Source organism: bacterium (genome assembly GCA_030018315.1).
GTDB lineage: Bacteria > Hydrothermota > UBA3073 > JACQXS01 > JAGMCI01 > JASEGA01.
Genome location: JASEGA010000026.1, coordinates 1 through 24,146 on the forward strand (window position 1 = coordinate 1; position 24,146 = coordinate 24,146).

Annotated in this window: 26 protein-coding genes; 4 read left to right on the forward strand and 22 right to left on the reverse strand. The window is 36.5% G+C overall.

Annotation, left to right across the window (positions count from 1 at the left end; all coding sequences use genetic code 11):
- Nucleotides 1-156: 156 nt before the first annotated feature.
- The 9 genes from QMD71_08185 to pyrH all read right to left on the reverse strand — a co-directional run bounded on the left by QMD71_08185 (nt 157) and on the right by pyrH (nt 11,827).
- On the reverse strand, nt 157-825 hold the full coding sequence (locus QMD71_08185; GenBank protein MDI6840804.1) for a hypothetical protein: 669 nt from the start codon (nt 823-825) through the stop codon (nt 157-159).
- 289 nt (nt 826-1,114) lie between these two features.
- On the reverse strand, nt 1,115-4,810 hold the full coding sequence (locus QMD71_08190) for a sigma 54-interacting transcriptional regulator (protein MDI6840805.1): 3,696 nt from the start codon (nt 4,808-4,810) through the stop codon (nt 1,115-1,117).
- A gap of 3 nt (nt 4,811-4,813) precedes the next feature.
- The gene (gene argS, locus QMD71_08195) at nt 4,814-6,433 is read right to left on the reverse strand and encodes an arginine--tRNA ligase (protein MDI6840806.1); all 1,620 of its coding nucleotides are present in this window, start codon (nt 6,431-6,433) and stop codon (nt 4,814-4,816) included.
- Between the two features lie 103 nt (nt 6,434-6,536).
- Entirely contained in the window at nt 6,537-7,796 is a 1,260-nt protein-coding gene (rseP, locus tag QMD71_08200) for an RIP metalloprotease RseP (GenBank protein MDI6840807.1), read from the reverse strand.
- Nucleotides 7,797-7,799: 3 nt separating this feature from the next.
- Entirely contained in the window at nt 7,800-8,960 is a 1,161-nt protein-coding gene (gene dxr, locus QMD71_08205; GenBank protein ID MDI6840808.1) for a 1-deoxy-D-xylulose-5-phosphate reductoisomerase, read from the reverse strand.
- Nucleotides 8,957-9,856: a phosphatidate cytidylyltransferase gene (locus tag QMD71_08210; GenBank protein MDI6840809.1), complete on the reverse strand. Its 900-nt coding sequence runs from the start codon at nt 9,854-9,856 to the stop codon at nt 8,957-8,959. Before QMD71_08210 ends, dxr begins: the two co-directional genes overlap by 4 nt.
- On the reverse strand, nt 9,853-10,572 hold the full coding sequence (locus QMD71_08215) for an isoprenyl transferase (GenBank protein ID MDI6840810.1): 720 nt from the start codon (nt 10,570-10,572) through the stop codon (nt 9,853-9,855). The genes QMD71_08210 and QMD71_08215 overlap by 4 nt, the downstream gene beginning before the upstream one ends.
- A complete protein-coding gene (gene frr, locus QMD71_08220) occupies nt 10,569-11,081 on the reverse strand; it encodes a ribosome recycling factor (protein ID MDI6840811.1) in 513 nt (170 codons plus the stop codon). Before frr ends, QMD71_08215 begins: the two co-directional genes overlap by 4 nt.
- Nucleotides 11,082-11,119: 38 nt before the next feature.
- On the reverse strand, nt 11,120-11,827 hold the full coding sequence (pyrH, locus tag QMD71_08225; GenBank protein MDI6840812.1) for a UMP kinase: 708 nt from the start codon (nt 11,825-11,827) through the stop codon (nt 11,120-11,122).
- Nucleotides 11,828-11,969: 142 nt separating this feature from the next.
- Here pyrH and QMD71_08230 point away from each other — a divergent pair, with 142 nt between their 5' ends.
- Nucleotides 11,970-12,536, forward strand: a complete 567-nt coding sequence (locus QMD71_08230; GenBank protein MDI6840813.1) for a hypothetical protein — start codon at nt 11,970-11,972, stop codon at nt 12,534-12,536.
- Here the strand turns inward: QMD71_08230 and QMD71_08235 are convergent.
- The 13 genes from QMD71_08235 to QMD71_08295 all read right to left on the reverse strand — a co-directional run bounded on the left by QMD71_08235 (nt 12,531) and on the right by QMD71_08295 (nt 23,121).
- A complete protein-coding gene (locus QMD71_08235) occupies nt 12,531-13,004 on the reverse strand; it encodes a Mut7-C RNAse domain-containing protein (GenBank protein MDI6840814.1) in 474 nt (157 codons plus the stop codon). The genes QMD71_08230 and QMD71_08235 overlap by 6 nt on opposite strands.
- 31 nt (nt 13,005-13,035) lie before the next feature.
- Complete coding sequence (gene fmt / locus QMD71_08240; GenBank protein ID MDI6840815.1) at nt 13,036-13,923, reverse strand: methionyl-tRNA formyltransferase; 888 nt, start codon at nt 13,921-13,923, stop codon at nt 13,036-13,038.
- Between the two features lie 6 nt (nt 13,924-13,929).
- Nucleotides 13,930-15,813, reverse strand: coding sequence for a DNA topoisomerase (ATP-hydrolyzing) subunit B (gyrB, locus tag QMD71_08245; protein MDI6840816.1), 1,884 nt, complete (start codon nt 15,811-15,813; stop codon nt 13,930-13,932).
- Between the two features lies 1 nt (nt 15,814).
- Entirely contained in the window at nt 15,815-16,111 is a 297-nt protein-coding gene (locus QMD71_08250) for a DUF721 domain-containing protein (GenBank protein MDI6840817.1), read from the reverse strand.
- A gap of 86 nt (nt 16,112-16,197) precedes the next feature.
- Nucleotides 16,198-16,845, reverse strand: a complete 648-nt coding sequence (locus tag QMD71_08255; protein ID MDI6840818.1) for a polyphenol oxidase family protein — start codon at nt 16,843-16,845, stop codon at nt 16,198-16,200.
- Nucleotides 16,829-17,413 (reverse strand): RnfABCDGE type electron transport complex subunit A, encoded by a 585-nt coding sequence (locus tag QMD71_08260; protein MDI6840819.1) that lies wholly within the window; start codon nt 17,411-17,413, stop codon nt 16,829-16,831. Before QMD71_08260 ends, QMD71_08255 begins: the two co-directional genes overlap by 17 nt.
- A 2-nt stretch (nt 17,414-17,415) precedes the next feature.
- Complete coding sequence (locus QMD71_08265) at nt 17,416-18,012, reverse strand: electron transport complex subunit E (protein ID MDI6840820.1); 597 nt, start codon at nt 18,010-18,012, stop codon at nt 17,416-17,418.
- 79 nt (nt 18,013-18,091) lie between these two features.
- A complete protein-coding gene (locus tag QMD71_08270; GenBank protein ID MDI6840821.1) occupies nt 18,092-18,706 on the reverse strand; it encodes an FMN-binding protein in 615 nt (204 codons plus the stop codon).
- A gap of 1 nt (nt 18,707) precedes the next feature.
- Nucleotides 18,708-19,691, reverse strand: a complete 984-nt coding sequence (locus tag QMD71_08275; GenBank protein MDI6840822.1) for an RnfABCDGE type electron transport complex subunit D — start codon at nt 19,689-19,691, stop codon at nt 18,708-18,710.
- Between the two features lie 38 nt (nt 19,692-19,729).
- A complete protein-coding gene (gene lpdA, locus QMD71_08280; GenBank protein MDI6840823.1) occupies nt 19,730-21,100 on the reverse strand; it encodes a dihydrolipoyl dehydrogenase in 1,371 nt (456 codons plus the stop codon).
- Complete coding sequence (locus QMD71_08285; protein MDI6840824.1) at nt 21,087-21,797, reverse strand: gamma-glutamyl-gamma-aminobutyrate hydrolase family protein; 711 nt, start codon at nt 21,795-21,797, stop codon at nt 21,087-21,089. Before QMD71_08285 ends, lpdA begins: the two co-directional genes overlap by 14 nt.
- Nucleotides 21,798-21,985: 188 nt before the next feature.
- A complete protein-coding gene (locus QMD71_08290) occupies nt 21,986-22,198 on the reverse strand; it encodes a hypothetical protein (GenBank protein MDI6840825.1) in 213 nt (70 codons plus the stop codon).
- Between the two features lie 44 nt (nt 22,199-22,242).
- Complete coding sequence (locus tag QMD71_08295; protein ID MDI6840826.1) at nt 22,243-23,121, reverse strand: PorV/PorQ family protein; 879 nt, start codon at nt 23,119-23,121, stop codon at nt 22,243-22,245.
- A 197-nt stretch (nt 23,122-23,318) separates the two neighbouring features.
- On the opposite strand from QMD71_08295, the gene QMD71_08300 reads away from it, so the two are divergent.
- Genes QMD71_08300 through QMD71_08310 form a run of 3 tightly spaced genes read left to right on the forward strand, consistent with a single transcriptional unit; the run spans nt 23,319 to nt 24,027 of the window.
- Entirely contained in the window at nt 23,319-23,561 is a 243-nt protein-coding gene (locus QMD71_08300) for a hypothetical protein (GenBank protein ID MDI6840827.1), read from the forward strand.
- Nucleotides 23,558-23,722: a hypothetical protein gene (locus QMD71_08305; GenBank protein ID MDI6840828.1), complete on the forward strand. Its 165-nt coding sequence runs from the start codon at nt 23,558-23,560 to the stop codon at nt 23,720-23,722. The genes QMD71_08300 and QMD71_08305 overlap by 4 nt, the downstream gene beginning before the upstream one ends.
- 38 nt (nt 23,723-23,760) lie before the next feature.
- A complete protein-coding gene (locus QMD71_08310; protein MDI6840829.1) occupies nt 23,761-24,027 on the forward strand; it encodes a response regulator in 267 nt (88 codons plus the stop codon).
- Nucleotides 24,028-24,146 lie beyond the last annotated feature (119 nt).

Here is a 24,146-nt window from a genome sequence, read left to right on the forward strand (position 1 = left end):
TCTTCCCTGCAAGAGCGGGATTTCCGCTACGTTTCAACATTTTACACCTCCCTTTGAAAGGAAGTGAGGAAGAAATTATTTCTCTTTTCCTCTCTCTTTCCTTTTTTACTCATTACTTCGCCTAAACTTACAAAAAATCCAAAAATCTTCCCCATCTTACACCTCCCCTATTAAATGGTTGTTGGCAATTTCTTGATACTTTTTAATAAGTTCATTATCAAAACCAGTTGCCTCTTTAATTTCATCTATACTATATCCCTCAATAAGTAACTTCTTAACTTTGTTATATCCTTCTACATATTGAGCAAATCCATCTGGGTTAAAGCCAAAAACTTCATTAAGTTTTGATTTTAGTGATTCATCATCTGTAAATAAATCCATCATCTTCCTATATTTTTGTGGCTCTTTTTGTAGTTCTTTTCTATCTTTAGAGAGTTTTAAATAAGTTATAAGGGAATTCATTGCCTCTTCTAACAAACCAAGTTTAGCATAAAGCCAGGCTAAATTAAAGTAAACTGTCTCATTATAAGGGCTGATTCTCATTATCTTCTTACAAACTGCTACCCCATTTTCAAATAACCCCCTATCTGCATAAAGATTAATTGCATAAAGGTACTCCTGAACAGCAGCCTCTAATTTATCCATCCTTACATAGGCATTACCAATAAGCTCGTGAATATCTGGGTCACCATTACCATCCTGTGAATTAATAACCCCTCTATAAATAGAAATTGCCTTCCCGTACTCCTCATTTAAAAGATAAGTTCTTACCTGCCTCGCCGAGTCAAGGCGGGTCTCACATTCAATTTGAGTTTTGTCAGCCATTAATTGTTTATATAATATAGCAAATTCCGTGACAAAATGTCCATTTTAAGGCAAAAAATGCTTAGTGAATTAACTAATTGTTTGTTACACAAAGAACTATGAGTTTCGTCTTTTTCTCTTTGAATTTTATCTAAACAATACGGGACGAAGATAAATGAGACAATTTTGGTCACACTCGTTTTTACCTTTCAGGAGTATAAATAGCTCGTAGATTAAGAATTAGCCAATTGTTAGGTGAAGTGTGACCATATTGGTCACAGTCTAACATTTGCGAGTCGTTTTGGGGGTACTATGTATTTGTTTTGTTTATTTTTAAGTGAGGTTTTCTCTCTATGTGGTATTTTCCCAATAGGCGGTGAAGGTGACGACGGGAAATTCCTAATTTTTTGGCAGCATAGGTTACATTCCAGTTATATTTTAGAAGTGTATCACGAATGTATGCAATTCCAGCCAACTTTTCAGCTTCCTTTTTTGTTTCTTTTAAAGAAAATCCTTTTATTCCTCCTCCCAATAGCATTGCTTGTTTATCTCCGATAAAGATAGAGAAAGGCTTAGTAGAAAGCATTTCTTTCGTAATTATATCGGTATCAGTAAAAATTACCATTTGCTCAATCTCGTGCTCAAGTTCTCTAACATTCCCTGGCCAGTTGTAAGAGAGTAGCAAATCTATTGCTTCTTTTTCAAATCCTTTAATATTTTTATTCATGGCTTTTGAGTATTTTCTAATGAAATGCTGTGCAAGCAAAGGTATATCACTTTTCCGCTCTCTAAGAGGCGGTACTTCAATCGTAACTACAGCTAATCGGTAATACAAATCATTACGAAATTTACCTTCTTTTACTTCTTTCTCTAAATCTTTATTTGTTGAGGTAATAATACGGACATCTACCTTTTTTGAGGATAGTCCACCTACAGGTCTTATCTCTTTATCTTCCAATACTCTGAGTAATTTTGCCTGTATGCCAGGGGTTAAGTTGGTAACATCATCCAAGAATAAGGTGCCACCATCTGCTTCTTCAAATAACCCCTTCTTTGTACCTACTGCACCTGTGAATGCTCCCTTCACATAACCAAATAGTTCACTCTCTAATAATGTTTCAGGCAAAGCTCCGCAGGCTATAGCGATAAATTTCTTATCCTTACGCTTCCCATTATAATGTATAGCCCTTGCAACCAATTCTTTTCCTGTCCCTGTCTCACCCTGGATTAAAACTGTAGCATCTGTATCAATTACTTTTTCTAAGAGATTGTATACCTCTTGCATCTTTGGATGCCTACCTACTATATTTTCAAATCTATACTTTACTTCTACCTCTTTATGTAAGGGCAATTCATGAATTGCCTCTACCATTGGGACTCGTTTTACCTTTTGAAGTTTGTTAATTGCTTGTGAGATATCTTCCTTAAGTGAGGGATACTCTTCTTTATTCAGTTTTTCTAACCAAGTCAAAGCACGCTCATCACCAATATTTACTACTCCCTCTATCACCCACCTTTGTATAGATTCATCTTTTAATTCAAACAATGAAGTTAGAGTCTCAAATGCAGAAGTGCCTATCTGTGACAGTACAAAAATTGCATATCGGGGCTCAATTTTGTGTCTGATTGCAAATTCAAGGAGAGAAAAGTTGTGTTTACAATTTTTAATCAAAAAATGGTCATACTCATATTTACTTGCAAGGTTCAACGCCTCCTTTATATAATGTTTTAACTTTTGCTCTTCATGGAGAATACTTTTTTTAAAGTAAAGTTGAGAAAGCCAGAAGTAGACTTGCATTAAATCATAATTAGCCCCCAGATTCTCAATTATAGGAAGAGATTTTAACAAAGTAACTTCGGCCTCTTTGAAAGCTCCGGTTGCTATTTCAATCTTACCTTGGGTCAGGAGTACTCGAGCAATGCGTAAACTCTTACTACTTTTCTCGATAGTTTTTAATGCTTTGTTAATGTATTGTTTTGCACGATAATAATCACCTTGAAGTAGGTATAGCTTGGCAATATTTTCCAAACACTCACTTTCCGTCTCTTTTTCCTTTAGCTTCGTATTAAGCGCCAGTGCTTCTTGATATTTTTCCATAGCGAGCTCATGGTCTCCTGTTTCAGCTAACATCTCACCCATTATTATATAGGTATAAAGCAACCCTCTTTTGTCGTTAAATTCTTTACAAATTTGAATACTCATCTCTAACCATCTCTTACATTGAGTCAAATCACCTTTTTCTAATGATAGGATAGCCATATTATTATAAGTAGTACCTATCCAAGGGAACGGAGTTTTGCTACATGTTTCAATAACTTCCTTATAACTTTGTTCTGCGTGAGTAAAATCGCCCTGAGATTGATAAATCAGTCCCAGATTATGTAGTACAATTATTTTAAGGGACATATCTTCTGTTTTTTTGCACAAAGAGAGTGCTTCAGTTAAGCTTTTAATTGCTTCTTTATATTTTCCAAGTCTTCGTTGAGCCCGACTTATGTCATTCAATATGTATGCTCTGAGGGAATATGCTTTTGGGGATGCTAAGTGGAGAGCATTTTTTTCAATCTCTAGTCCTTCATTTGCATCCCCTCTATTTATAGTTACCATTCCAATTGCTTGAAGAGCACGAGATGTACCGCGCTTGTCATCCCTTTCTCTAAAGAGTTTTTCTGCTTTTTTGAATATGTGCATTGCCTCATCCAACTCTCCCAGGCAATACAATAAACTGCCTTTTTCCATTAAGAGTCGTGGAAAGTTATCTATCAAATCAGAAGGTAAGTTATTTATCCAGTCATTAACCGTGACTAATTTTCCTTTGTCAATCATGTTCCCAGCCACCTTTTCTATAGAATCCGCTGCCTTCTCATAATCTGCTGAATTAAGGTAGTGTGGAATTGCGTTCTCTATGTCACCCGCCTTTATGAAGTAGGTACCAGCTTTGCGATGTAAACTATCGACTAACTTCTTGCCAAAAGTATCAATTAGACGATGCATTAAAAATTCTCTGAAAATTGGGTGATACTTAAAGACTTTTTTCTCGCCCGGAATAATAGAAATAAAGAGGTTAAGCTTTACTATTGAGTCTAACATCTCAGTTGAATTACTTATTCCAAGCACATTGTTCAAGAGTTCCGGCTCCATGGTCTCTAAAATAGATGATTTAAGCAGAAAAGACTGCATTTTATCCGGTAGTTTCTGTATTATTTCATTAGCAAAGTATTTGAATACTTTTTCACCAACTTTTGAGTCCCGATAAATCGGGATGACTTCATTCGCTCCTTTATAGCTCAATTCCTGAGAAATAAGTTGAAGTGCAGTAATCCAGCCTTTTGTATATTCTTCAAACTTACTTAATTCTACATCTGGGACCTCTGTATGGTAAATATCTTTAAATAGGGCTTTTACTTCTTCCTGTGTAAACTGAAGGTCTTCCTTTTTAAGCATAAATAGTTCCTGTTTTGAGCTTAACTTTGCTAATCGAATAGTAGGTAAAGTGCGAGTTGAGATAATCAGGTGTAATTTTTGGGGCTGATGTTCAAGTAGATAGTCTAATGCATCATTTATTGATTTCGATTCACTTACTAAATGATAGTCATCTATGAATATAAAAAGCTCATCCTTTAAAGTATCCATAAGTTCATTAATAAATGCGCCTACCACTATTTCAAGATTAGCGGATAAGTCTTTTACATTTTTAATAATAATTTTTGTTTTATTACCGAAGTTTGGATAAGCTTGAGCAATGCTTTCTACAAGATAAGACATAAAGACTACAAGGTCAGCATCTCCTTTATCTATGGTATACCATGCTTTTCTATGCCGCTCAATCTCTGAAGCCAGGTCTGAAATTAGAGTCGTCTTCCCATAACCAGCATCTGCTGAAACTAATATAAGTTTCTTATCAAGATTATTGCGGAGTAAATTTAATAGTCTTGGCCGTTTAAGTATATTTTTGCCAAGCTTGGGTGAAGTAATCTTTGTTTTTACAATTAAATAATCTTCCATTACTTACATCCTTTCAGGTGCTGTGATACCTATTAGAGAGAGGGAATTTGATAGTACTTGTCTTACTGCACTCACAAGTGTTAACCTTGCCTGGGTAAGTGGCATATTATCTGATATTACCCTGTGCTTCTCGTAAAAGTTGTGAAAAAGGGTAGCGAGTTCAATTAGATAAAATGGTATGAAATGGGGGCTGAGCTCTAAACTTGCAAGCTCAATAATCTCCGGAAAATGGATTAACTTCCTTATAAGCAACAGCTCTTCGGGTGTTGAGAGGAGTGAAAGAATTGCGGATTCAGGTTGAGGTCTCACCTCTTCAATTCCTTTTTCTTTAGCTAATCTTAAAATACTTGATATCCTCGCACATGCATATTGAATATAGTAAACTGGATTATCTTTGGATTCACGTTTTGCAAGTTCAATATCAAAGTCAAGATGTGATTCACATTTCCTTGTCAGAAAGAAGAAGCGAGCTACATCCTTACCTACTTCATCAATAAGGTCGTCAAGAGTTATAAACTCACCTTTCCGCTTTGACATGCCAACTTTTTCACCCTTTTTTATAAGTGTTACCCACTGGACTATAATAACTTTTAGCGCATCTTTCGGGTATCCACAAATAGATATACCAGTCTCAAGTTCAGGTATATGTGCAATATGGTCGGGACCAAAAAGGTTGATTAAGAGTTTATAGCCCCTATCAAATTTATTTAGGTGATAAGCTATATCTGGAACAAGGTAAGTAAATTCACCACTACTTTTAACAAGGACTTTGTCTTTGTCATCACCAAACTTTGTTGTCTTAAACCAGAGTGCGCCATCCTTTTTATAAGCAACCCCCTTTTGCTTAATTTTGTTAATAACTTCTTGTGGTCTACCCGATTTTCTTATATCACTTTCATAAGTCCAGTTATCAAATTTTACACCAAATTTCTCAAGTGTAGCGCGCTGCAATTCCACAATCTTTTTTATTCCATATTCTTTAAAGTCATTTCTGCCCAAATTTTTAAGTTCATAAGCAATATCCTTTATATACTTGCCTTTGTATCCAGCATCTGGAAACTTAACTACTTTTCCATCTAATTCTTCATATCTTGTCCTTATTGATTCTTCCAATAACTCTACTTGTCTACCACAGTCATCTACATAGTACTCTGAATCTGCATTATAGCCAGTAAAATTTAAGATGCGTACAATAGAGTCACCAACAGCTGCAGCTCGTCCATTTGCTACATTTAATGGCCCTGTAGGATTGGCTGAAACAAACTCAACCAAAACATTTTTACCTTTACCAAGATTTGACGACCCAAACTTGTTACCTTCTTCCAGTATTTTAGGTAAAAGATTACGAATAAAGTCTTGACTTAGCCATAAATTTATAAAACCAGCACCTCCAACTTCTACTCGCTCCACCAATCTCGGGTCAATCTTAAGTTTAGAAACTAATTCAGTCGCCACTTCTTTTGGGGGACGTGATTTTGCCCGCCTGTCATCTGTCGGGCAGGCGAGTGTAAAAGCTACAGAACTTGAATAATCACCAAATTGTGTGTCTTTTGGTTCAGATAAGCTAAATTCTATACCAAGCGAATCTTTAATTATTTGTTCAATTTCATGCTTAATATTCATACTCCTATTATCTCATAAATATTGGATTTGTCAATTTCGAATCTTAGATTTGTTTAGAATTTAGAAATTAGGATTTTTTATAAATATTTTCTACAAGCTAGGTTCATTTTATTATTCTTATTATGTCATTCATTGTCACATATACCATTAGCATAATAAGTAGGGCAAATCCAATATTTTGAATCAGGTTTATCCCTCTCTCTGATACTGGCTTTTTTCTCAATTTTTCTATTCCAATGAGTAAAATTTGGCCTCCATCAAGCGGTGGGAATGGAATAAGATTAAGTATAAAGAGTTGTATTGAAAGAAAGGCAACAAATGTTAAAAAATTTTCAACCCCCCACCTTGCACTTTCACCTGCAAGTTTTACAATTGCAAGTGGACCGCCAAGCATCCTCGGTGAGACTCTACCAGTTATAAGTTGTTTTAAAAATGAAATAGTAATTGCAACAGTTCCAACTGCTTTTAAAAACCCATCCTTAAAGGCTGCAAGGCCAGCTGGCTTTCTTATAAGCTTTATTCTAACACCAATCACCCCAATATCTTTTAATTTATTGCCATCGAGCACTTGCTCCTTTTTAGGCACCAAATTAGCCTCCATATAATTACCGGCTCTCTGCCAGCCTATTGATATTTCTTTACCCGGATTTTCACGGATTATTGAAACAAGTGTATCCCAATCATATACCTCTTTATCATTTATTCTCGTTATCAGGTCGCCTTCACGAATCCCTGCTTTCCATGCAGGTCCATTTTGCTCTAACCCACCGACTATTGGTAAAATCAGTGGCTCAAGCCCAAACCCTCCAGTCCTGGCATAGATTTTAATCTGTAGTTCTTTATTGTTTCTTTTAATTAAGCAGTTTGCACTATCCTTATAAGATAGTTTTTCTATTATATCATCCCATGCGATCACTTGGCTACCGTTTATTGCAATAATCTCATCAAATGGCTTAAGTTCGGTTTGGTGACCAGCTGATTTTACAGTCCTTGTTGGCAGCTCTTGGGTCCCAAAAATACCGGCAGTGATGATAAAAATGAGAATTGCTAATAAAAAATTAAATATTGGCCCAATTATAACTGTCCCTATTTTAACTCTTGCTGATTTAGATGCAAATTCATGTGGCTCACCTTTAACTTCTTTTGGCTCCATTCCTGTAAGTTTTACAAAGCCACCAAAAGGAATCCAAGATAATCTATAAGTCGTTTCTCCCTTTTTTATTCCAAAAATTTTAGGTCCAAGCCCAAGAGAGAAATTTTCCACTCTTATTCCAGCAAGTTTTGCAAATAAGAAGTGACCAAACTCGTGAAACATGATTAAAACACTGAGTGCTATTATAGCGCCTACTATTGTAACTAACATAGCTTACCAACTCCCATTTTGAATCATTCTCTTCGTTTCCCTTCTTGCCCATAAATCAGCAGCCTCTATATCAGAAATCTTAGGTGACTTCACAATGAGATGCTTTCCCATTATCTCTTCTACAAGCTCAGAGATGTCAGTTAATCTGATTTCTTTGCGTAAAAATGATTGAACAGCAACTTCATTTGCTGCATTTAATACACAAGGCATAGTTCCACCTTTTTCAGCTGCTTCATATGCAAGTTTAAGACACGGAAACTTCTTGAGGTCCGGCTTTAAAAACTCAAGCTTCTTTATTTGGTCAAAGTGCAACGGCTTAATAAGTGAAGGTACTCTCTCTGGATATGTTAAAGCATACTGGATTGGCAATCTCATATCTGGTAAAGAAAGTTGAGCAATTATTGAGCCATCTACGAATTCAACTGCAGAGTGAATTATTGATTGAGGATGTATAACAACCTCTATATATTTGGGTGAAATTTTAAATAGTACTGATGCCTCAATTACTTCAAACCCCTTATTCATAAGGGTAGCAGAGTCTATAGTTATTTTTTTACCCATTTGCCATACTGGATGTCTTAATGCTTGCTCACATGTAGTCCTTGAAGTTATATTTTTATGTAAAAATGGACCACCAGATGCAGTTAAGATTATGCGCTTTACTGGTGAGCGATTTAAATCCAGACACTGGTGAATCGCAGAGTGTTCTGAGTCAACTGGTATAAGTAGGGGCGTGGTAACCCCGCCCCTACATTTAGCCAACTCTTTCATTATAATTTTACCATAAGCAACAAGTGTTTCCTTGTTTGCCATAGCAATACGCTTTTTATTTCTTATTGCCTCAAGTGTTGGATATACACCATCGGTTCCAACAAGTGCATTTATAAGGATGTCTATATCTGGGTGACTTGCAAGAGTGCAGAGACCCAATTTTCCTGTAAGTAGAGTTATACCTTTCCTGGGGATAAATTTTTTTGCACTCTCTGTATCGGTTATACAAACATATTTTGGCTTGAACTTATCAACTTGTTGTTCTAAAATCTTAACTTGTTTGTGACAACTTAATGCAAATGTATAAAATCTGGACCTAAGGTTATGTATAACCTCAAGTGATGCTCTACCTACAGAACCAGTTGACCCAAGTATACAAACATTTTTTTTCATCTTACAACAAAGAACCTTAAATAGTAATATACTATAGGAGCCACAAATAGTACAGAATCAAACCTGTCAAGAATACCACCATGTCCTGGTATTATATTTGATGCATCTTTAACATTTGCATCCCTTTTAAGCATTGACTCAACAAAGTCACCTGTAGGAGCTGCAAAAGCACTTAATCCACCTAAAATCAGGCAGTCAATAACTCTTAGCCATGGAGCCCATCCGTATCTCAATATAAATATACCAATCAGACCAAAAATTCCACCCCCTATGCAACCTTCCCACGACTTGGCAGGTGATACCCTTCTTAATACTTTATGTTTCCCTAATTTACTTCCTATTAGATAGGCTCCGGTATCATTCATCCATGCAAGTATGAAAGGCATAAGTGTATAGATTGCCCCTATTCCATAATCTGGAGCGAATATTTTATTTGGGAAAAAGTAGTATAATTTTAGATTACTTAAATTATGTATTAGCTCACGATGGTATAAAAATATAGGTATTTGCCTAAGTAGCACAAGGTGGCTCATAAGCCAGCCTACATAAAAAGTGCCAAATACGGTAGCTGATATGTGATAAATAGCACGGTCCGGAGCCTTTCTACAGAGTTCAGATACTGACACAAAAAAGAAAAGGCCAGTTAATGTTAAAAATGTAAAAATATGTGATTCATAATAAGAGCTCCAGCCAAGAATAAAAGCAGCTAATACTCCAACAGACTTAAATGGCTTTAGACCTCTGGCTTCAAGTATTTCATAAAACTCATAAGCACCAATTCCTATTCCAAGCTCTATTAAAATGAGATAATATATTCCACCACTAATTGCAATATATATAAGTGCAGGGATAAACAGAATACCTACTATCAGCCCGGGAAGCAGCTTATTTTTCATATCTTACCAAACTTACGCTTCCTACGCTGATATTCTTGGATTGCTTGAATGAGTTCAGCAGTCCTGAAATCTGGCCATAAGACTGGAGTTATATAGATTTCAGTGTAAGCAATTTGATAGAGTAAGAAATTTGATATCCTCTGTTCTCCAGAACTCCTTATTAAAAGGTCTGGGTCTGGCAGTTCTGGTGCATATAGATATTTTTTGAAAGTTCTCTCATCTATTCTTTTAACATTAGAGCGAATAATCTTACGCACAGCATCTATTATCTCAGACCTACCACCATAAGATAAGGCAAGTGTAAGATTAAGGCCAGTATTATTCTTAGTAGTCTCTATCATCTTTTGCATACGAGTCCTGACTGAATAAGGTAGTTTATGCAGGCGTCCTATAAACTGGACGCGTACTTTATTCTTATTAAGTTCATAGAGTTCAGATTCAAGTGTATGGGTCAAAAGTTTCATTAATTCCGTTATCTCACTCATTGGACGATTCCAGTTCTCTTCAGAAAATGTATAAAGGGTGAGATTAGAAATACCAATATCACCACACGACTCAACTATATCTCTGACAGATTCAATCCCCTCCCGATGGCCTTCAATCCGAGGTAGCCCTCTGTTTTTTGCCCATCTCCCATTGCCGTCCATAATGATAGCAATATGATTAGGGAGCTTATTTTTATCAATCCCATGTTTAGCAAGGTCTATTCCTATCATTCTTCCATAATCTCTTTTTCCTTGCGTGACAAAATTTCTTCTAACTTGTCGGTATATTCATCAGTGATATGTTGTATTTCCTTATCAGCCCTATGTTCATCGTCCTCAGATATCCCCTCTAATTCCTTTATCTCAGCTATTGCATCCCTCCGTATATTACGGAGGGCAACCTTTGACTCTTCAGCTACCTTTCTTACTATTTTCACAAGTTCATTTCTCCTCTCTTCTGTTAGTGTAGGGATAGGCAATTTTATTGCTACCCCATCATTTGAAGGTGTAAGCCCTATACCTGAACGTAAAATAGCTTTCTCAATCTCTGGTATTAAGTTACGGTCCCACGGTTTTATTGTAATCAGTCTCGGCTCAGGGCAAGCGATTGAGGCAAGCTGTTTAAGTGGGAGTGATGTACCATAAGAGTCTACTTTGATTCTATCAACTAAACCAGGAGATGCCCTTCCTGTCCTTATTGTAACAAATTCATGCTGTAATACATCAAGCGTCTTACTCATTTTAGCGGAAGTCTCTTTATATATATCTTGTAATGTCTTCACGATATTAAAGTGCCAACCGGTTTGCCTTCAACGACTTTTTTTAGGTTACCTTTTTTTCTTACATTAAACACTATTATTGGAAGTTTGTTTTCAGAGCATAAGGTGATTGCTGTTAAATCCATTATTCTTAGTTTTTTACTTAAAACTTCTGAATAGGATAGCTTTTTATAAAGCTTTGCAGGCTTACCATTTTTGGGGTCGCTTGAATACACTCCATCTACTTTAGTTCCTTTAAGCACAGCATCTGCCCTTATCTCAATACCACGAAGAATTGCAGCTGTATCTGTTGTAAAATAAGGGCTACCTGTCCCTGCTGCAAACAGTACTATTCTTCCTTTCTCAAGATGCCTTATTGCTCTCCTCCTTATATATGGCTCGGCGAGCTTCGCTACTTCTATAGCACTCATCAAGCGTGTCACTTTATTCATCCTTTCTAACACTCCCTGTAAGATAATCGCATTTATTACCGTTGATAGCATACCTGCATAATCACCTACTACATGCTCAATTCCAAGCTTAGTAGCGTCAGATGAACCCCTGAATATATTACCACCACCTACTACAAGCGCTACTTGGACACCTAAGTTATGGACGTCCACTATTTCATGTGTCAAGTATTCAAGGGTATTTGAGTCTATTCCAAACTTTTGTCTACCTGCAAATATTTGTCCACTCAATTTAAGTAAAATCCGATTATACATTATTAAAATATTATTCTAAATTTACATCTTTGTCAATTAATTTTTGTCTGAGGGTGAAAAGATCGCCATTTTTAAATGCTTTTCACTTGACTTTATTTACATTCATAATTTATAATTATTTTTACCCATGACTAAATACATTTGGATGAGAAAGGGAATACATCTCACTGCATCACTAATTCCGCTCTCTTATTATTTGTTTTCACGCTTTCAGTTTATTACCTTCATTAGCTTTATTGCTGTGATTGCTCTTATAATGGAATACTTGAGATTTAAAAACATTAAATTTAAGAGCTTGTTTTACCGTGCCGTGGGTAAGCTACTATGGGATAAAGAGTCAAAGACTCTGACAGGGGCAACCGCATTTATTATAGGGGCTCTTATATGTGCAATATTTTTTTTAGAAAAGCCAGTCGTTGTGAGTGCACTCTTATTTTTGACAGTCGGTGATACATCTGCTTATTTAGTTGGAAATACTATAGGAAAAATTAAGATATTTGGCAAAAAGACACTTGAAGGAGGATTTATACTATTACTTGTGAGTATAGTAATTGTACGGTTAATCCCTGGCATGAAATTAACTATCGGTTTGATAGGTGCAGTCGTAGCTTGTATAGTTGAGCTACTCCCATGGGATGTAGACGATAATTTATCTATTCCAATAATATCAGGTGCAGTAATGGAGTTCATTCTGAAGATTGCAGGTTCATAATAGTTTCTTTACTCTCTTTACTATAGCTTTGTAATGAGTACCCTTCCAGTAAAATTTGTTACATTCCCTACAATAGCCAAATTCACGATGTGTCTGGTATACATAAAATGGGACCTTACTTTTTACTTCTGATTTACGGACGGTTTCTAAAATGGAGTTACAAATTAAGCAACGGCTAAATGGATTCATATGAGACCGGATTTTAAACTTGTGGTCAAGTTCTTTTAGCTGTTGCAGTAGCTCTTCACTCTTTATTACAAATACATTTGAGATTTTCGGGAACTTATGCGTCCTCGTTACGAGAATTCTGCTTTCTTTTAAGCTATCTGCAAGAATATCATTACTTCCGAAGGATCCTGTGGACTTGCAGTACTTTACATACTTAGTATCAAATCCTAATACTCTTAAAGTCTTTGCAAGCTTACCAAGCATAAAATCAACCTCAAACCTTAATTTTTCATTTTGCATTTTTAATTCTCTTTTAATAGAAGAAAAATGTTTACCCCATAATTTCGTTAACTTTGGGATGATAGCCATTTATGAAGTCCAGTCCAGTCTGTTCCCTTTTTGCCTCAGGCTTAAGTAACTTTAATTCAATACAACCGGCACCAGTCCCTACCCAAAGTACGTCCTTGGCATGCTCAATTCTGCCAGGTTTACCAGGCGACTCAATAGGTGATGCAAGTAAAATTTCCAGTTGTTTACCTCTGAATATAGTATAAGCTCCAGGCCTCGGGGAGAGCGCTCTTATCAAATTTACAATCTTAACTGCCCCTTTTGACCAATCAATTTGCCTTAGTTCTTTAGTAATTTTGGGGGCATAGCTTACACCTTCAGCAGGTTGAGTGATTGGTTTTATATCATCAAATTTATTAAGTGTCTCCAATAGCAACTCTGCTCCCATTTTCGAGAGCTTTAATTCAAGTTCACCAAAAGTCTCAAGTTCATTAATCTCTACATCTTTTTGCAGTAATATGTCTCCATGGTCTACCTTTTCATCCATCAAGAATGTAGTTACACCAGTCTTTTTATCTCCGTTGATAATTGCCCACCTTATAGGCGCAGCCCCTCTATATGCAGGCAGTAGAGAGGGATGAAGGTTAATAGCGCCAAGTTTTGGCAATGTGAGGATATTATTACTTAAGATGTGACCGTAAGCAGCTACACATATCATATCGGGTTCTAAGTCTCTAAGTATAGATAAGAAATCTGAAGAATTGGGATCAACGGGCTCAAAAACTTTAATTCCTAACTTATGTGTAATAATCTTAACTGGTGAGGGGTTTGGTGAAGTAACAACAGTAAGCAAGGTATGATGTTTTGATAATATCTCTACACTTGGAACTGCAAAATTTGATGTCCCAAAGAAAATTATTTTGTAACGCACCCAATTTTATATATCCAGATTTTCTACATATTTTGCATTCTTCTCTATAAATTCACGCCTCGGTTCAACCTTGTTACCCATCAGAATAGAAAATGTTTTATCAGCCTCTACCACATCTTCAAGTGCTATTTGTTTGAGTACACGGTTTTGTGGGTCCATAGTTGTACGAAATAGTTCATCAGGATTCATCTCTCCAAGTCCTTTATATCGCTGGATTTCTGGCTTACGGCCCAATTTTTTCAGTATTTCATTCAGTTCCTCATCAGAATAAGCGTACAAGCTCTTATTTTTATCTTTTATACGATAGAGTGGGGGTTGAGCTGCATATAGATGCCCACTTTCTACAATCTCCCTTGCTTGTCTATAAAATAGTGTCAAAAGTAGTGTCCTTATGTGTGAGCCATCGACATCGGCATCTGTCATTATTATTATCTTGTTGTATCTTAACTCCTTGTTTTCTACGTACTCTTTTCTCTCCATCCCAATAGCTTTTATTATTGCTCTTATCTCTTCCGAAGTCAGTATCTTATCTTCACTTGCTTTTTCTACATTAAGAATCTTCCCTCTTATTGGGAGTACAGCCTGGAACCTCCTATCTCTACCCTGTTTCGCAGACCCACCCGCAGAGTCACCCTCTACTATGTAAAGCTCAGTGCGAGTTGGGTCATCCTCTGAGCAGTCTGCAAGTTTACCGGGTAGTGGCGATTGCTCAAACACACTCTTCTTTCTCGTTAGTTCACGTGCCTTCTGGGCAGCTATCCTCGAATGGGCTGCAGTTAATATCTTTTTAATTGTAAGTTCACCATATTTTGGATTCTCTTCATAATAGAGGGATAGATAGGTGTTAGTGAGAGACTCAACTACTCCTTTCACTTCAGAATTACCAAGTTTTGTCTTCGTCTGTCCCTCAAATTGTGGCTCATTGAGTTTTACAGAGACAACCGCTGTCAGTCCTTCTCTTGTATCATCGCCAACAATCTCTGTATCTTTTAAAAAATTATGGTTCTTTGCATAAGTAGTTATTGCCCTTGTAAGACCTGCCTTGAAGCCAAAAAGATGAGTCCCACCTTCTTTTGTATTTACATTATTTGCATAAGTGAACACATTCTCCATATAAGAGTTGGTATATTGGACAGCTACTTCTACATCAACCCCATCTTTCTCCTCCTTAAAATATATAGGCGGATGCAGAGCAGTTTTCTCTTTATTTAGGAAGTCAATAAATTCAATTATTCCACCTTTGTAAATAAACTCTTGTGACTTCTTACGCCGTTCATCAAGAAGTGTAAGTGTGACTCCTTTATTTAAAAAAGCAAGTTCCCTCAAACGCTCGGCAAGTAAATCAAAGCTAAACATTATTTTTGGAAAAATTTGTGGGTCAGGGTGAAAGTGGACTGTAGTCCCTTCCTCGAACTCCTTGCCTTTTTTTATTATTTTAAGCGGAGTAGTAGCTTTTCCATATTTATATCTCTGGTGATACACTTTACCTTCTCTTGTTATTTCAACTTCAAGCCAATCTGATAGTGCATTCACAACTGATGCTCCAACCCCATGCAGCCCGCCAGAGACTTTGTACACCTTATGGTCAAATTTTCCACCCGCATGTAGTGTAGTCATAACAACTTCTACACCCGGCTTCTTCTCACGCGGATGCTTATCAACAGGTATTCCACGGCCGTTGTCTTTGACAGTAATACTCTCATCAGGATGAATAATTACATCGATGCGGTCACAATATCCACCCATTGCCTCATCTATTGAGTTATCAATTATTTCAAATGCAAGGCGATGTAAGCCATGCTTGTCAGTATCTCCAATATACATCGCAGGCCTACGACGAACAGCCTCAATGTCTTTTAAAACCTTTATTTCTTCAGCTCTATATTTCATATTATCTCCTTTGTATAAACTTAATCCCCCTTATTTTTGCTCCCTCAATGTATTTATTGATTTTATCTACAATCTGATGCTTTAGGAATTCAAGTTCTTGTTGCCATACCGAGTCATCTACTATTACCCATAAAATTCCACCGATTACCCAGCCAGGCTTAGTGTGAGATGCAATACATTTACCAACTACTTGGTCCCAGATAATTAAAGCCTTGTGCTGTTCTATACCTTTTTTTAATCCTAATCTCTCAAGTACATTGGGTAAAATACTACTTACCTTTTCTGGGTTACGCAGCATTCATTAAAATATACTATTTTTTTGTCTATTGTCAAGCAAAATAATGAAATAACATAATATAGGGTGAAAAAATTATTCTAGTGTGTTTATTCCATTATAACTAAAGCAAGCATCCTACCCGTATTCCCCTTATCTCTTCTATATGACCAGAACAGACCAGGATTCTCTGCAGTACAAATCTTTGGGTTGAATATACGATAACAGCCCATCCTATTGGCTATACTCTCATTATTTTTCCATAGGTCTACCTCATAGCATTTAGTGCATATTGAGGGGCTAAAAATAATATTAATATCTGCTATTGAAACACCGAATTCTGTTTTTATTTTCTGTAGTGCTTTGCTTAAGATACCTTTTTCTGTCCCCTTTCGTCCTGCATGCAAAATACCAATGATCCCATTAGGATGATATAAAGAGATTGCAATGCAGTCAGCGACTAATACGCTGAGTGCTAAATTCCTTTTATCTGTTATCAAGCCGTCTCCATCGTATCTGCCAGGTTTTTTAACAGTGTTTATTTTAACTCCATGTACTTGAGTTAAAGTAGCAACCTTATCTTCCTCTATACCAACGCTATTTAAGAAACTTACGTATTTTTCTAATTTTATACTTCCAGCATATCTTTGGTCTTCACATCTTTTTTTTGTACTAAAATAGAATTTTATCCATTTTATCTTATCAAATAAAAGATAAGTAATCCCTTCTCTTTCTATTTTGTTAAATTGACAGTCCAAGTAAGCCAACAAATCCAAGGAATGCTAATGACATCAAAGATGCTGTTATAAATGCTATAGGCTCGCCTTTCAGGGTATTAGGTATCTTTGCGAGGTCAAGTTTCTCTCTTATACTTGAGATAAGGACAATAGCCAATGTAAATCCGAGTGCCGTTCCTACTGCAAATATTGTTGCTTGTAAAAATGTATAATTGTTATCTATGACAAGGAATGTTGTTGCAAGGATTGCGCAATTTGTTGTAATTAATGGTAGATATATACCGAGTGCAGAATATAAGGCAGGGACTTGCTTTCTTAAAAACATCTCAACCAACTGAACAAGTGATGCTATCACAAGGATAAATACAGCTGTCCTCAAGTAGGCAAGATTAAGTGGTATCAATACAAATTTATATACCATCCATGTAACCCATGAAGCAAGTAGCATCACAAACAAAACTGCCATTGACATACCGAGTGCTGAATCAAATCGCTTTGATACACCAAGCCATGGGCAAAGGCCAATGAATCGTATTAATACAATATTGTTTACCAAAAATGCTGAAAGGAATATCAAAAATGGTGACATACTCATTTATTCCTCTGCTGTTGCAACCAGTTCATACTCCCCATAAGGAAAGCAATTACAAGGAATCCACCGGGTGGGAGTATCATATAAATAATTGGTGATTTAGTGAAAGCTGTTCCAAAAACTATATGTCCAAATACTTTACCACTTCCAAGTATTTCCCTTATGGCACCCATCAAAAATATAATTAAAGTAAATCCAAACCCTGCCCCCAATCCATCTAATGCACTTACAATGACTCCATGCTTTGATGCAAATGCTTCGGCTCTTCCCAATATTATACAGTTCACCACAACTAATGGCACAAATACTCCAAGCTGGCTATAGAGCTCGGCTGATAATGCGTGTAATGTGTAGTCCATAATTGTGACAAAAGTAGAGATTACAATAATAAATACAGGAATCCTTATTGTGTTGGGTACTTTTTGTCTTATAAGTGAGATTGTAAAATTTGAAAGAGTTAATACAAATACCACTGCAGCTCCCATTCCTAATGCGTTAAAGGCAGTGGTTGATACGGCAAGTGTAGGACAAAGGCCAAGCATCAATACAAGGACTGGGTTGTTTTTAATTATACCTTCAGTAAAGTACTTAAACATAGTTAGCAATCAAGCTATATTGGCACTAATTGAGCCAGCACACTCCAGTAATTGGTAAGCGATGCTGTTAGCAATCTTATTATTGATTGCTTAAATACTTCTTATATTTCTCAACCCCATCTCTTACCCCATTTGCTACTGCTCTTGATGTTATAGTAGCTCCTGTTATAGCATCAATTGTGCCGCCATCCTTTTTAAGTGAGATATCATATCCTTTAATACCTATAAATTGATACCTAAACCAGCCTTCATTTACTTTTGTGCCAAGTCCCGGTGTCTCTTTTAACCCCTCAGCAGGAGTTGCAGGTCTTATGCTTATTATTGTTGTATCCATTCCTAAGCTGACAAGTGTCTCAATTGGACCCCCGTAGCCTTTTGGAAATACTTTAAAAACAATACCAAGTTTATTATCAAGAGTATCTGAAATAGACCACAGAGTGTCTCGAATAATCTCATCAAACTTTGCACTTCCTATGGGTACTTTTAGTGAATCATAAGCAACCCAAACAACAGTATCTTTTTGTGAAACCTTGTATTCTTTAGCAGTAGGAAAAGACACTTCCATCAAAATAGTTTTGAGTTTTGTAGCCTTATCTTTTTCTATTTTTAGAGTTGTAACTTGGTAAACCCATGAAAGTAAGAAAGCGCATAATAGACATACAATTGTGAGTGACAATATCATCCTTGCCTTCATTTTAGCCTCCTAATTTTTTTGGTTTCACAATCCTATCAATTAATGGAGTTACGCAATTCATAAGTAAGATTGAATAACATACACCCTCTGGATAACCACCCCAGATTCTTATCAGAACAGTAATAATGCCACAGCCTATCCCAAATATCACCCTTCCCCTGTGAGTAATAGGTGATGTTACATAATCTGTAGCCATAAAGAAGGCACCAAGAAATAACCCGCCTGCAAACATATGAAATAGTCCATTTGCTTTGGTTATACCAAATTGATAAAGTAACTGCATTAGTATACCAACAGTTCCTATATAGAAGAGGGGTGTTCTCCAATCAATGTACTTTATTATAATAAGGAACATACCACCAAGTAGCAATAGTAACGCTGATGTCTCGCCTAAACAGCCACCTACTGAGCCAAAAAACAGATTGATAAGTGTATTATTTGAGTTAAGTTGGGATACAACCACAGGCTCAAATGAGTAAATCTTAAGTGTATTAAGTGGGGTAGCATTTGTGATTGCGCCAATCCCACTTTGAGTAGCAAAACTTGGTCTTATAGGTGAACTCCACATCCCTGTCATTATTACTGGCCATGATGCAACAAGGAAAGCCCTACCAGCTAGAGCTGGATTTATAAAATTATAGCCAAGTCCCCCAAATGCTTGTTTAGCAACAAGGATAGCAAATGTAGAACCTACAACTGGAATCCATAGTGGTGAGTTCACAGGTAGATTAAATGCAAGAAGTAGCCCTGTCAATAATGCACTACCATCCAAAATTGTCGCTTTACGCTTCATTATACGCTGTGCAAAAGCCTCAGTAAAGATAGCAGATACACATGAAATAAGTGTAAGGTATACGACCTTAAATCCAAAAAAGTATATAGCACCAATAAGGGCAGGGATTAGAGACAAGATTACAGTATACATTATACGTTGAATTGAAATATCCTTATGTATATGGGGTGATACTGATAGGGTAATTTTCATCTACGAATTTATAATTTTATTTCATTTTTCTGATAAAGTCAACAAACTTTATTTGTAACCTTCTTGTAAGTTTTATGGATTGCGCGTTTGGTTACATCAAGTAATGCTTCCTTTAAGCACTCTGATAGTGTAGGGTGAGGATATATAAGGTCACCAAGTTCATCTGCAGATAGTCCCATTTTTACTCCAATAACCCCAATTTCAATAAGGTCTGATGCATGTGGTCCTATAATTTGAACTCCCTTGACCTTACCAACTTTATCGGCAATAACTTTTACAAATCCTGTAGCCTCACCAATACATAAAGCTTTACCTATACCTTCAAACGGGTACTCACCAACAATTGCACAATCGAGTTCGGCTCCAAATTTACCTACATATGCAATTTCAGGATTTGAAAATATGCAGTTCGGTATTGAGTTATAATCTATTTTAGAATCTAATCCACTTGCATTTTCAGCCGCCACTTCCCCTTCCTTTGATGCCTTATGAGCAAGTAATGGGGAACCTGTTACATCTCCGGCTGCATAAATACCTAAAATATTTGTCTGCATGTGTTCATCAACAACAACGCGGTGCCCATCAAGCTTCAGTCCTAATGATTCAAACCTACATGAATTAGGAACTCTACCACAGGCAACAAGGACTTTATCGGTTAAGATTTTTTCATTGTTGGAGAGCAAAGAAAGAATACCGTTAGGTGTATTGGTTATTTCATTTACTTTGACTCCTTCGAGTACTTTTAGTCCTTGACGTTCTAAATTCCTTTTAAGCAATACCACAATTTTCTCATCTTTCACTTCTGGCAATATTCTTGGTAGCATCTCAACCAATATTACTTTAGAACCGCATCCACTAAAAATGGTCGCAAATTCAACCCCTATAGCACCGCCACCTATAATTAAAATGCTCTTCGGTGGCTCATCAAAATTTAGTGCCTCATCAGATGTTACTACATCCACTCTGTCAATTTTAAATGGCATAATAGGAACTGAGCCTGTTGCAATTATTATAGATTTTGACTTAATCTCATTATTACCAACTTTTAAGCACCCCGGCTCAGTAATAACTGCTGTTCCATGTATAACTTCTATTCTATTTTGTTTAAGTAAGAATTCAATTCCTGCCTTTAATTTTTGGACAATTCTTGTCTTTCTTTGCATTGCATATTTGAAATCAAGCTTAGCCTTCTCTGCTTTAACTCCAAAATTAGTTGCCCCTTTTACAGCATTGAAAGTATTAACAGTTGCAAGTATAGCCTTTGTTGGAATGCACCCACGGTTAAGGCAAATACCGCCTATCTCATCTTTTTCTACTACACACACACTTGAACCAAGTTGTGCAGCCCGAATTCCAGCTACATAACCAGCAGACCCACTCCCTATTATAGCGAGGTCAAATTTTTTCATAGTAGGTCGCACCTCTTGCACAAGAATCTACAAATTTAGAAAAGATATTTTTAAAGGAGCAGTCGTTCTGCCACAGGTATTCAGCGTGAAATTGGATGCCAAGCACAAATTTATGTGCTTTGTGCTCAATAGCCTCAATTATACCGTTGTTTGCAACTGCTGAAACTTTGAACTCTGGGGCTAAAGTTTTTATGGATTGATGATGAAATGAGTTCACTTTTACCTGTTCTTTACCTATAGCATCAAAAAGGAGTGTTCCTTTTTTAATTTCAATCTCATGTGTTTTACAATCTACTGGCTTTTTCTGCCAATGTCTTAAAATATGCTGATTTAGTGTCCCACCTGCAGCTACATTCAGTATTTGGCAGCCACGACAGATGCCAAGAATTGGTAGCCCAAGTAGAATGGCAATCTTAGTAATGTAAATTTCAAAAGCGTCCCTTATTGTATCTACTTTTCTTATCCATTTGGTTACTTTCTCCTTATAAAGAACTGGGTTTATATCAGAACCACCGGAAAGTAGTAGACCATCAATTTTTTTCGCAACCTCTTTTATGCATTCCTTAGACTCTAACAATGGAATTAGTAAAGGTATTCCACCTGTTGTTTCAACTGCTTTCACATATTGCTCTGGTATATAATTCCAGTTATTTTTTATATCCTTTCTACAGGTTATCCCAATAACAGCATTCGGCATAGTATAAAATTCAAATATTAAAGATTAAGAATCAGATAGCAAAACTTTTTATTCTAAATGTCCACGTAGACTATATTACAGAAATGACTGTTTGTCAAAAGATTTTTTGCTGGAAGTATTGTGAAGTATATGCAAGCGAGCTCTTAAAAAAATAAGTCAAATTGGATAGAAAAAGTAGAAAGCTGTTATTATTCAAGCCCATCTTCAATCAGTTGCTCTATCTCTTCTTTTATCTTTTCACGTCTATACCCTTTTTTACCTCTCTTAGTAGAATGTGTATATTCAGATTTTTTAGGAAGTGGGAACCTGACTTTTTTCCATACCTGCCCGCCGCTTTGCTTTGGCAGGCGGGTGGGCTTATCTTTTTTAGGCATTGGATTATGTTTTGTAGTGGTGTCCATATGGACTGGGGTTGATTTTTGTAATCTTACACACTGGTAAATGTTTATAGGGTCCAGAGGAGAGAGATTTGGTTCACTATGCCGAGCTCTACTTTTGGTGTTATAGCATAATCTAAAGTAAGGTTATGTCTTGTAAAACCGAGCCCAAAACAGAGGCCACCAAATATATCAAGTGAAGAGCCAGTTTTTAGTTCTTTACCCAGACTATAATACCCTCCCCTTAAGGTAAGTATTGGGGATAACAGCCACTCAGCTCCAAAAATGAGCTCCCTATCAGGTAGAGATATTTCTGCTGATATTCGGACATTGTTATTAAATAGTAAGTAATTGCCACCAACTCTTGCAAATGTTGGCATTGGTTCATTCTGGGTATCAAATTTTACGACCTGCCTCCCAAGATTCTGGACTGTCCCGCCAAGAGTGAGCCCTGGGTAAGCTTTAATTGGGAACACAAAGCCTGCATCAGTTGCTACTGCCAGAGAGGAATATTCATCTATTGTTTGATATATAATTTTAAAGTTTATCCCTGCAGGTAAATTACCGAGAGTGGTTGCATACCCAAAGATTGGCATAAGAGTCTGTGATGTAAAAAATATCCCTGAGCCTACTGGATTACCGTATTCATCCAATTTTTCCATGTTGCCAGAGTTTAAATAACTTATACCTACTCCGACCACTCCATTCAATAGTGGTAATACATATGCGCCACCCCCGCCTTGAATTCCGGCTATGTATTGTGTATAATTGAAGCCAATTTTCTTACCTTGTAAAGTTTGTAACCATGCAGGATTTGAGAATAGTGTAAATGGGTCGCCAACCATACCCATACTGCATCCACCAATACCAGCGTACCTTGCCCCATTTGGTATATTTAAGAAGTCAAAAGTATGTGTCCCTACACCACCAAAAAGTAATGAGGGCATAAGTAGTAAAAAGGGTATAAAAATTCTCATCATTTTGTAGGGGTTTGATTAATCAAACCCCTACAACAAGTGTCGAGTCTTTGATATCCTACTTTATAAATAATATGATACCAAGGATTAATATCTTTGTCAACTAAAAATAGAAAAAAACTTGACTTTGAGAAAAAGTTAGTGTATAAATAAAAAGGAGTTAAATTATGGTAGATGAAAATATAACCCATGAGGAAAAAGTAACACCAAAAGTACCCAAAGAGAAAGCAAAAAAGCCTAAAGGGAAGAAATTACCTACTGAAATAAAAGAGGTACCTCCATCGGAAGAGAAAGCAAAAAAACTTGAAGAAAAAGAGCCGTCCGCCGAAGTAAAAGAAACACCTCCAGAGGTACCTCCGATAGAAGAGAAAGTAGAGAAACCCAAAGAAAAAAGCCACCTGCTGAAGTGAAAGAGGTACCTCCATCCGAAGAGAAAAGCAAGAAAATAAGGAAGCTTATAATTGAAGAGATAGATGAGAAGCTTAAATTAGTAAAATCTACTATGGGTGGCTTCCGCTCAAAGTATGCTCAACACCTATTGAAAAGGAAAGAGGAACTACTTAAAAAGTAAGACAAAAAACAACATAAAGAGTTTTTTGGGATGAGTTAATGAACAGGGCGGGTGAACAAGTACTTATAATTGATGATGAGAAAGACTTGGGCTGGGTTATTGGTAAAGTATTGGAGGACGAAGGTTATAGAGTATCAAAAGCATATAGTGGGATGAAAGGGATTGAGAAGGTGAGAGATGAGTTGCCTGATGTTGTAATCCTTGATATACGACTACCTGATATAGATGGAATTGAGCTAATTAATCGAATAAAAGAGATTAACAGTTCTACTTGTATTAATAATGTTGCTTTGTTGAATAATTAAGTTTACACTTCCTGTTTCTGCTAAATCCCACAGAATTACACCGCTACTAACTCTCTTTTATTTACAAACATCCTCTTAAATACAGAATACCTGCCTTCTGCCTCCCATCGTTTCCCATA

Excerpts from the sequence above, each read along its gene's own strand:
- QMD71_08185 (MDI6840804.1), bottom strand. The coding sequence starts at position 825 with ATGGCTGACAAAACTCAAATTGAATGTGAGACCCGCCTTGACTCGGCG.
- QMD71_08190 (MDI6840805.1), bottom strand. The coding sequence starts at position 4,810 with ATGGAAGATTATTTAATTGTAAAAACAAAGATTACTTCACCCAAGCTT.
- argS (MDI6840806.1), bottom strand. The coding sequence starts at position 6,433 with ATGAATATTAAGCATGAAATTGAACAAATAATTAAAGATTCGCTTGGT.
- rseP (MDI6840807.1), bottom strand. The coding sequence starts at position 7,796 with ATGTTAGTTACAATAGTAGGCGCTATAATAGCACTCAGTGTTTTAATC.
- dxr (MDI6840808.1), bottom strand. The coding sequence starts at position 8,960 with ATGAAAAAAAATGTTTGTATACTTGGGTCAACTGGTTCTGTAGGTAGA.
- QMD71_08210 (MDI6840809.1), bottom strand. The coding sequence starts at position 9,856 with ATGAAAAATAAGCTGCTTCCCGGGCTGATAGTAGGTATTCTGTTTATC.
- QMD71_08215 (MDI6840810.1), bottom strand. The coding sequence starts at position 10,572 with ATGATAGGAATAGACCTTGCTAAACATGGGATTGATAAAAATAAGCTC.
- frr (MDI6840811.1), bottom strand. The coding sequence starts at position 11,081 with ATGAGTAAGACGCTTGATGTATTACAGCATGAATTTGTTACAATAAGG.
- QMD71_08230 (MDI6840813.1), top strand. The coding sequence starts at position 11,970 with ATGAGAAAGGGAATACATCTCACTGCATCACTAATTCCGCTCTCTTAT.
- QMD71_08235 (MDI6840814.1), bottom strand. The coding sequence starts at position 13,004 with ATGCAAAATGAAAAATTAAGGTTTGAGGTTGATTTTATGCTTGGTAAG.
- gyrB (MDI6840816.1), bottom strand. The coding sequence starts at position 15,813 with ATGAAATATAGAGCTGAAGAAATAAAGGTTTTAAAAGACATTGAGGCT.
- QMD71_08250 (MDI6840817.1), bottom strand. The coding sequence starts at position 16,111 with ATGCTGCGTAACCCAGAAAAGGTAAGTAGTATTTTACCCAATGTACTT.
- QMD71_08260 (MDI6840819.1), bottom strand. The coding sequence starts at position 17,413 with ATGTCACCATTTTTGATATTCCTTTCAGCATTTTTGGTAAACAATATT.
- QMD71_08265 (MDI6840820.1), bottom strand. The coding sequence starts at position 18,012 with ATGTTTAAGTACTTTACTGAAGGTATAATTAAAAACAACCCAGTCCTT.
- QMD71_08270 (MDI6840821.1), bottom strand. The coding sequence starts at position 18,706 with ATGAAGGCAAGGATGATATTGTCACTCACAATTGTATGTCTATTATGC.
- QMD71_08275 (MDI6840822.1), bottom strand. The coding sequence starts at position 19,691 with ATGAAAATTACCCTATCAGTATCACCCCATATACATAAGGATATTTCA.
- lpdA (MDI6840823.1), bottom strand. The coding sequence starts at position 21,100 with ATGAAAAAATTTGACCTCGCTATAATAGGGAGTGGGTCTGCTGGTTAT.
- QMD71_08285 (MDI6840824.1), bottom strand. The coding sequence starts at position 21,797 with ATGCCGAATGCTGTTATTGGGATAACCTGTAGAAAGGATATAAAAAAT.
- QMD71_08290 (MDI6840825.1), bottom strand. The coding sequence starts at position 22,198 with ATGGACACCACTACAAAACATAATCCAATGCCTAAAAAAGATAAGCCC.
- QMD71_08295 (MDI6840826.1), bottom strand. The coding sequence starts at position 23,121 with ATGCCCTCATTACTTTTTGGTGGTGTAGGGACACATACTTTTGACTTC.
- QMD71_08300 (MDI6840827.1), top strand. The coding sequence starts at position 23,319 with ATGGTAGATGAAAATATAACCCATGAGGAAAAAGTAACACCAAAAGTA.
- QMD71_08310 (MDI6840829.1), top strand. The coding sequence starts at position 23,761 with ATGAACAGGGCGGGTGAACAAGTACTTATAATTGATGATGAGAAAGAC.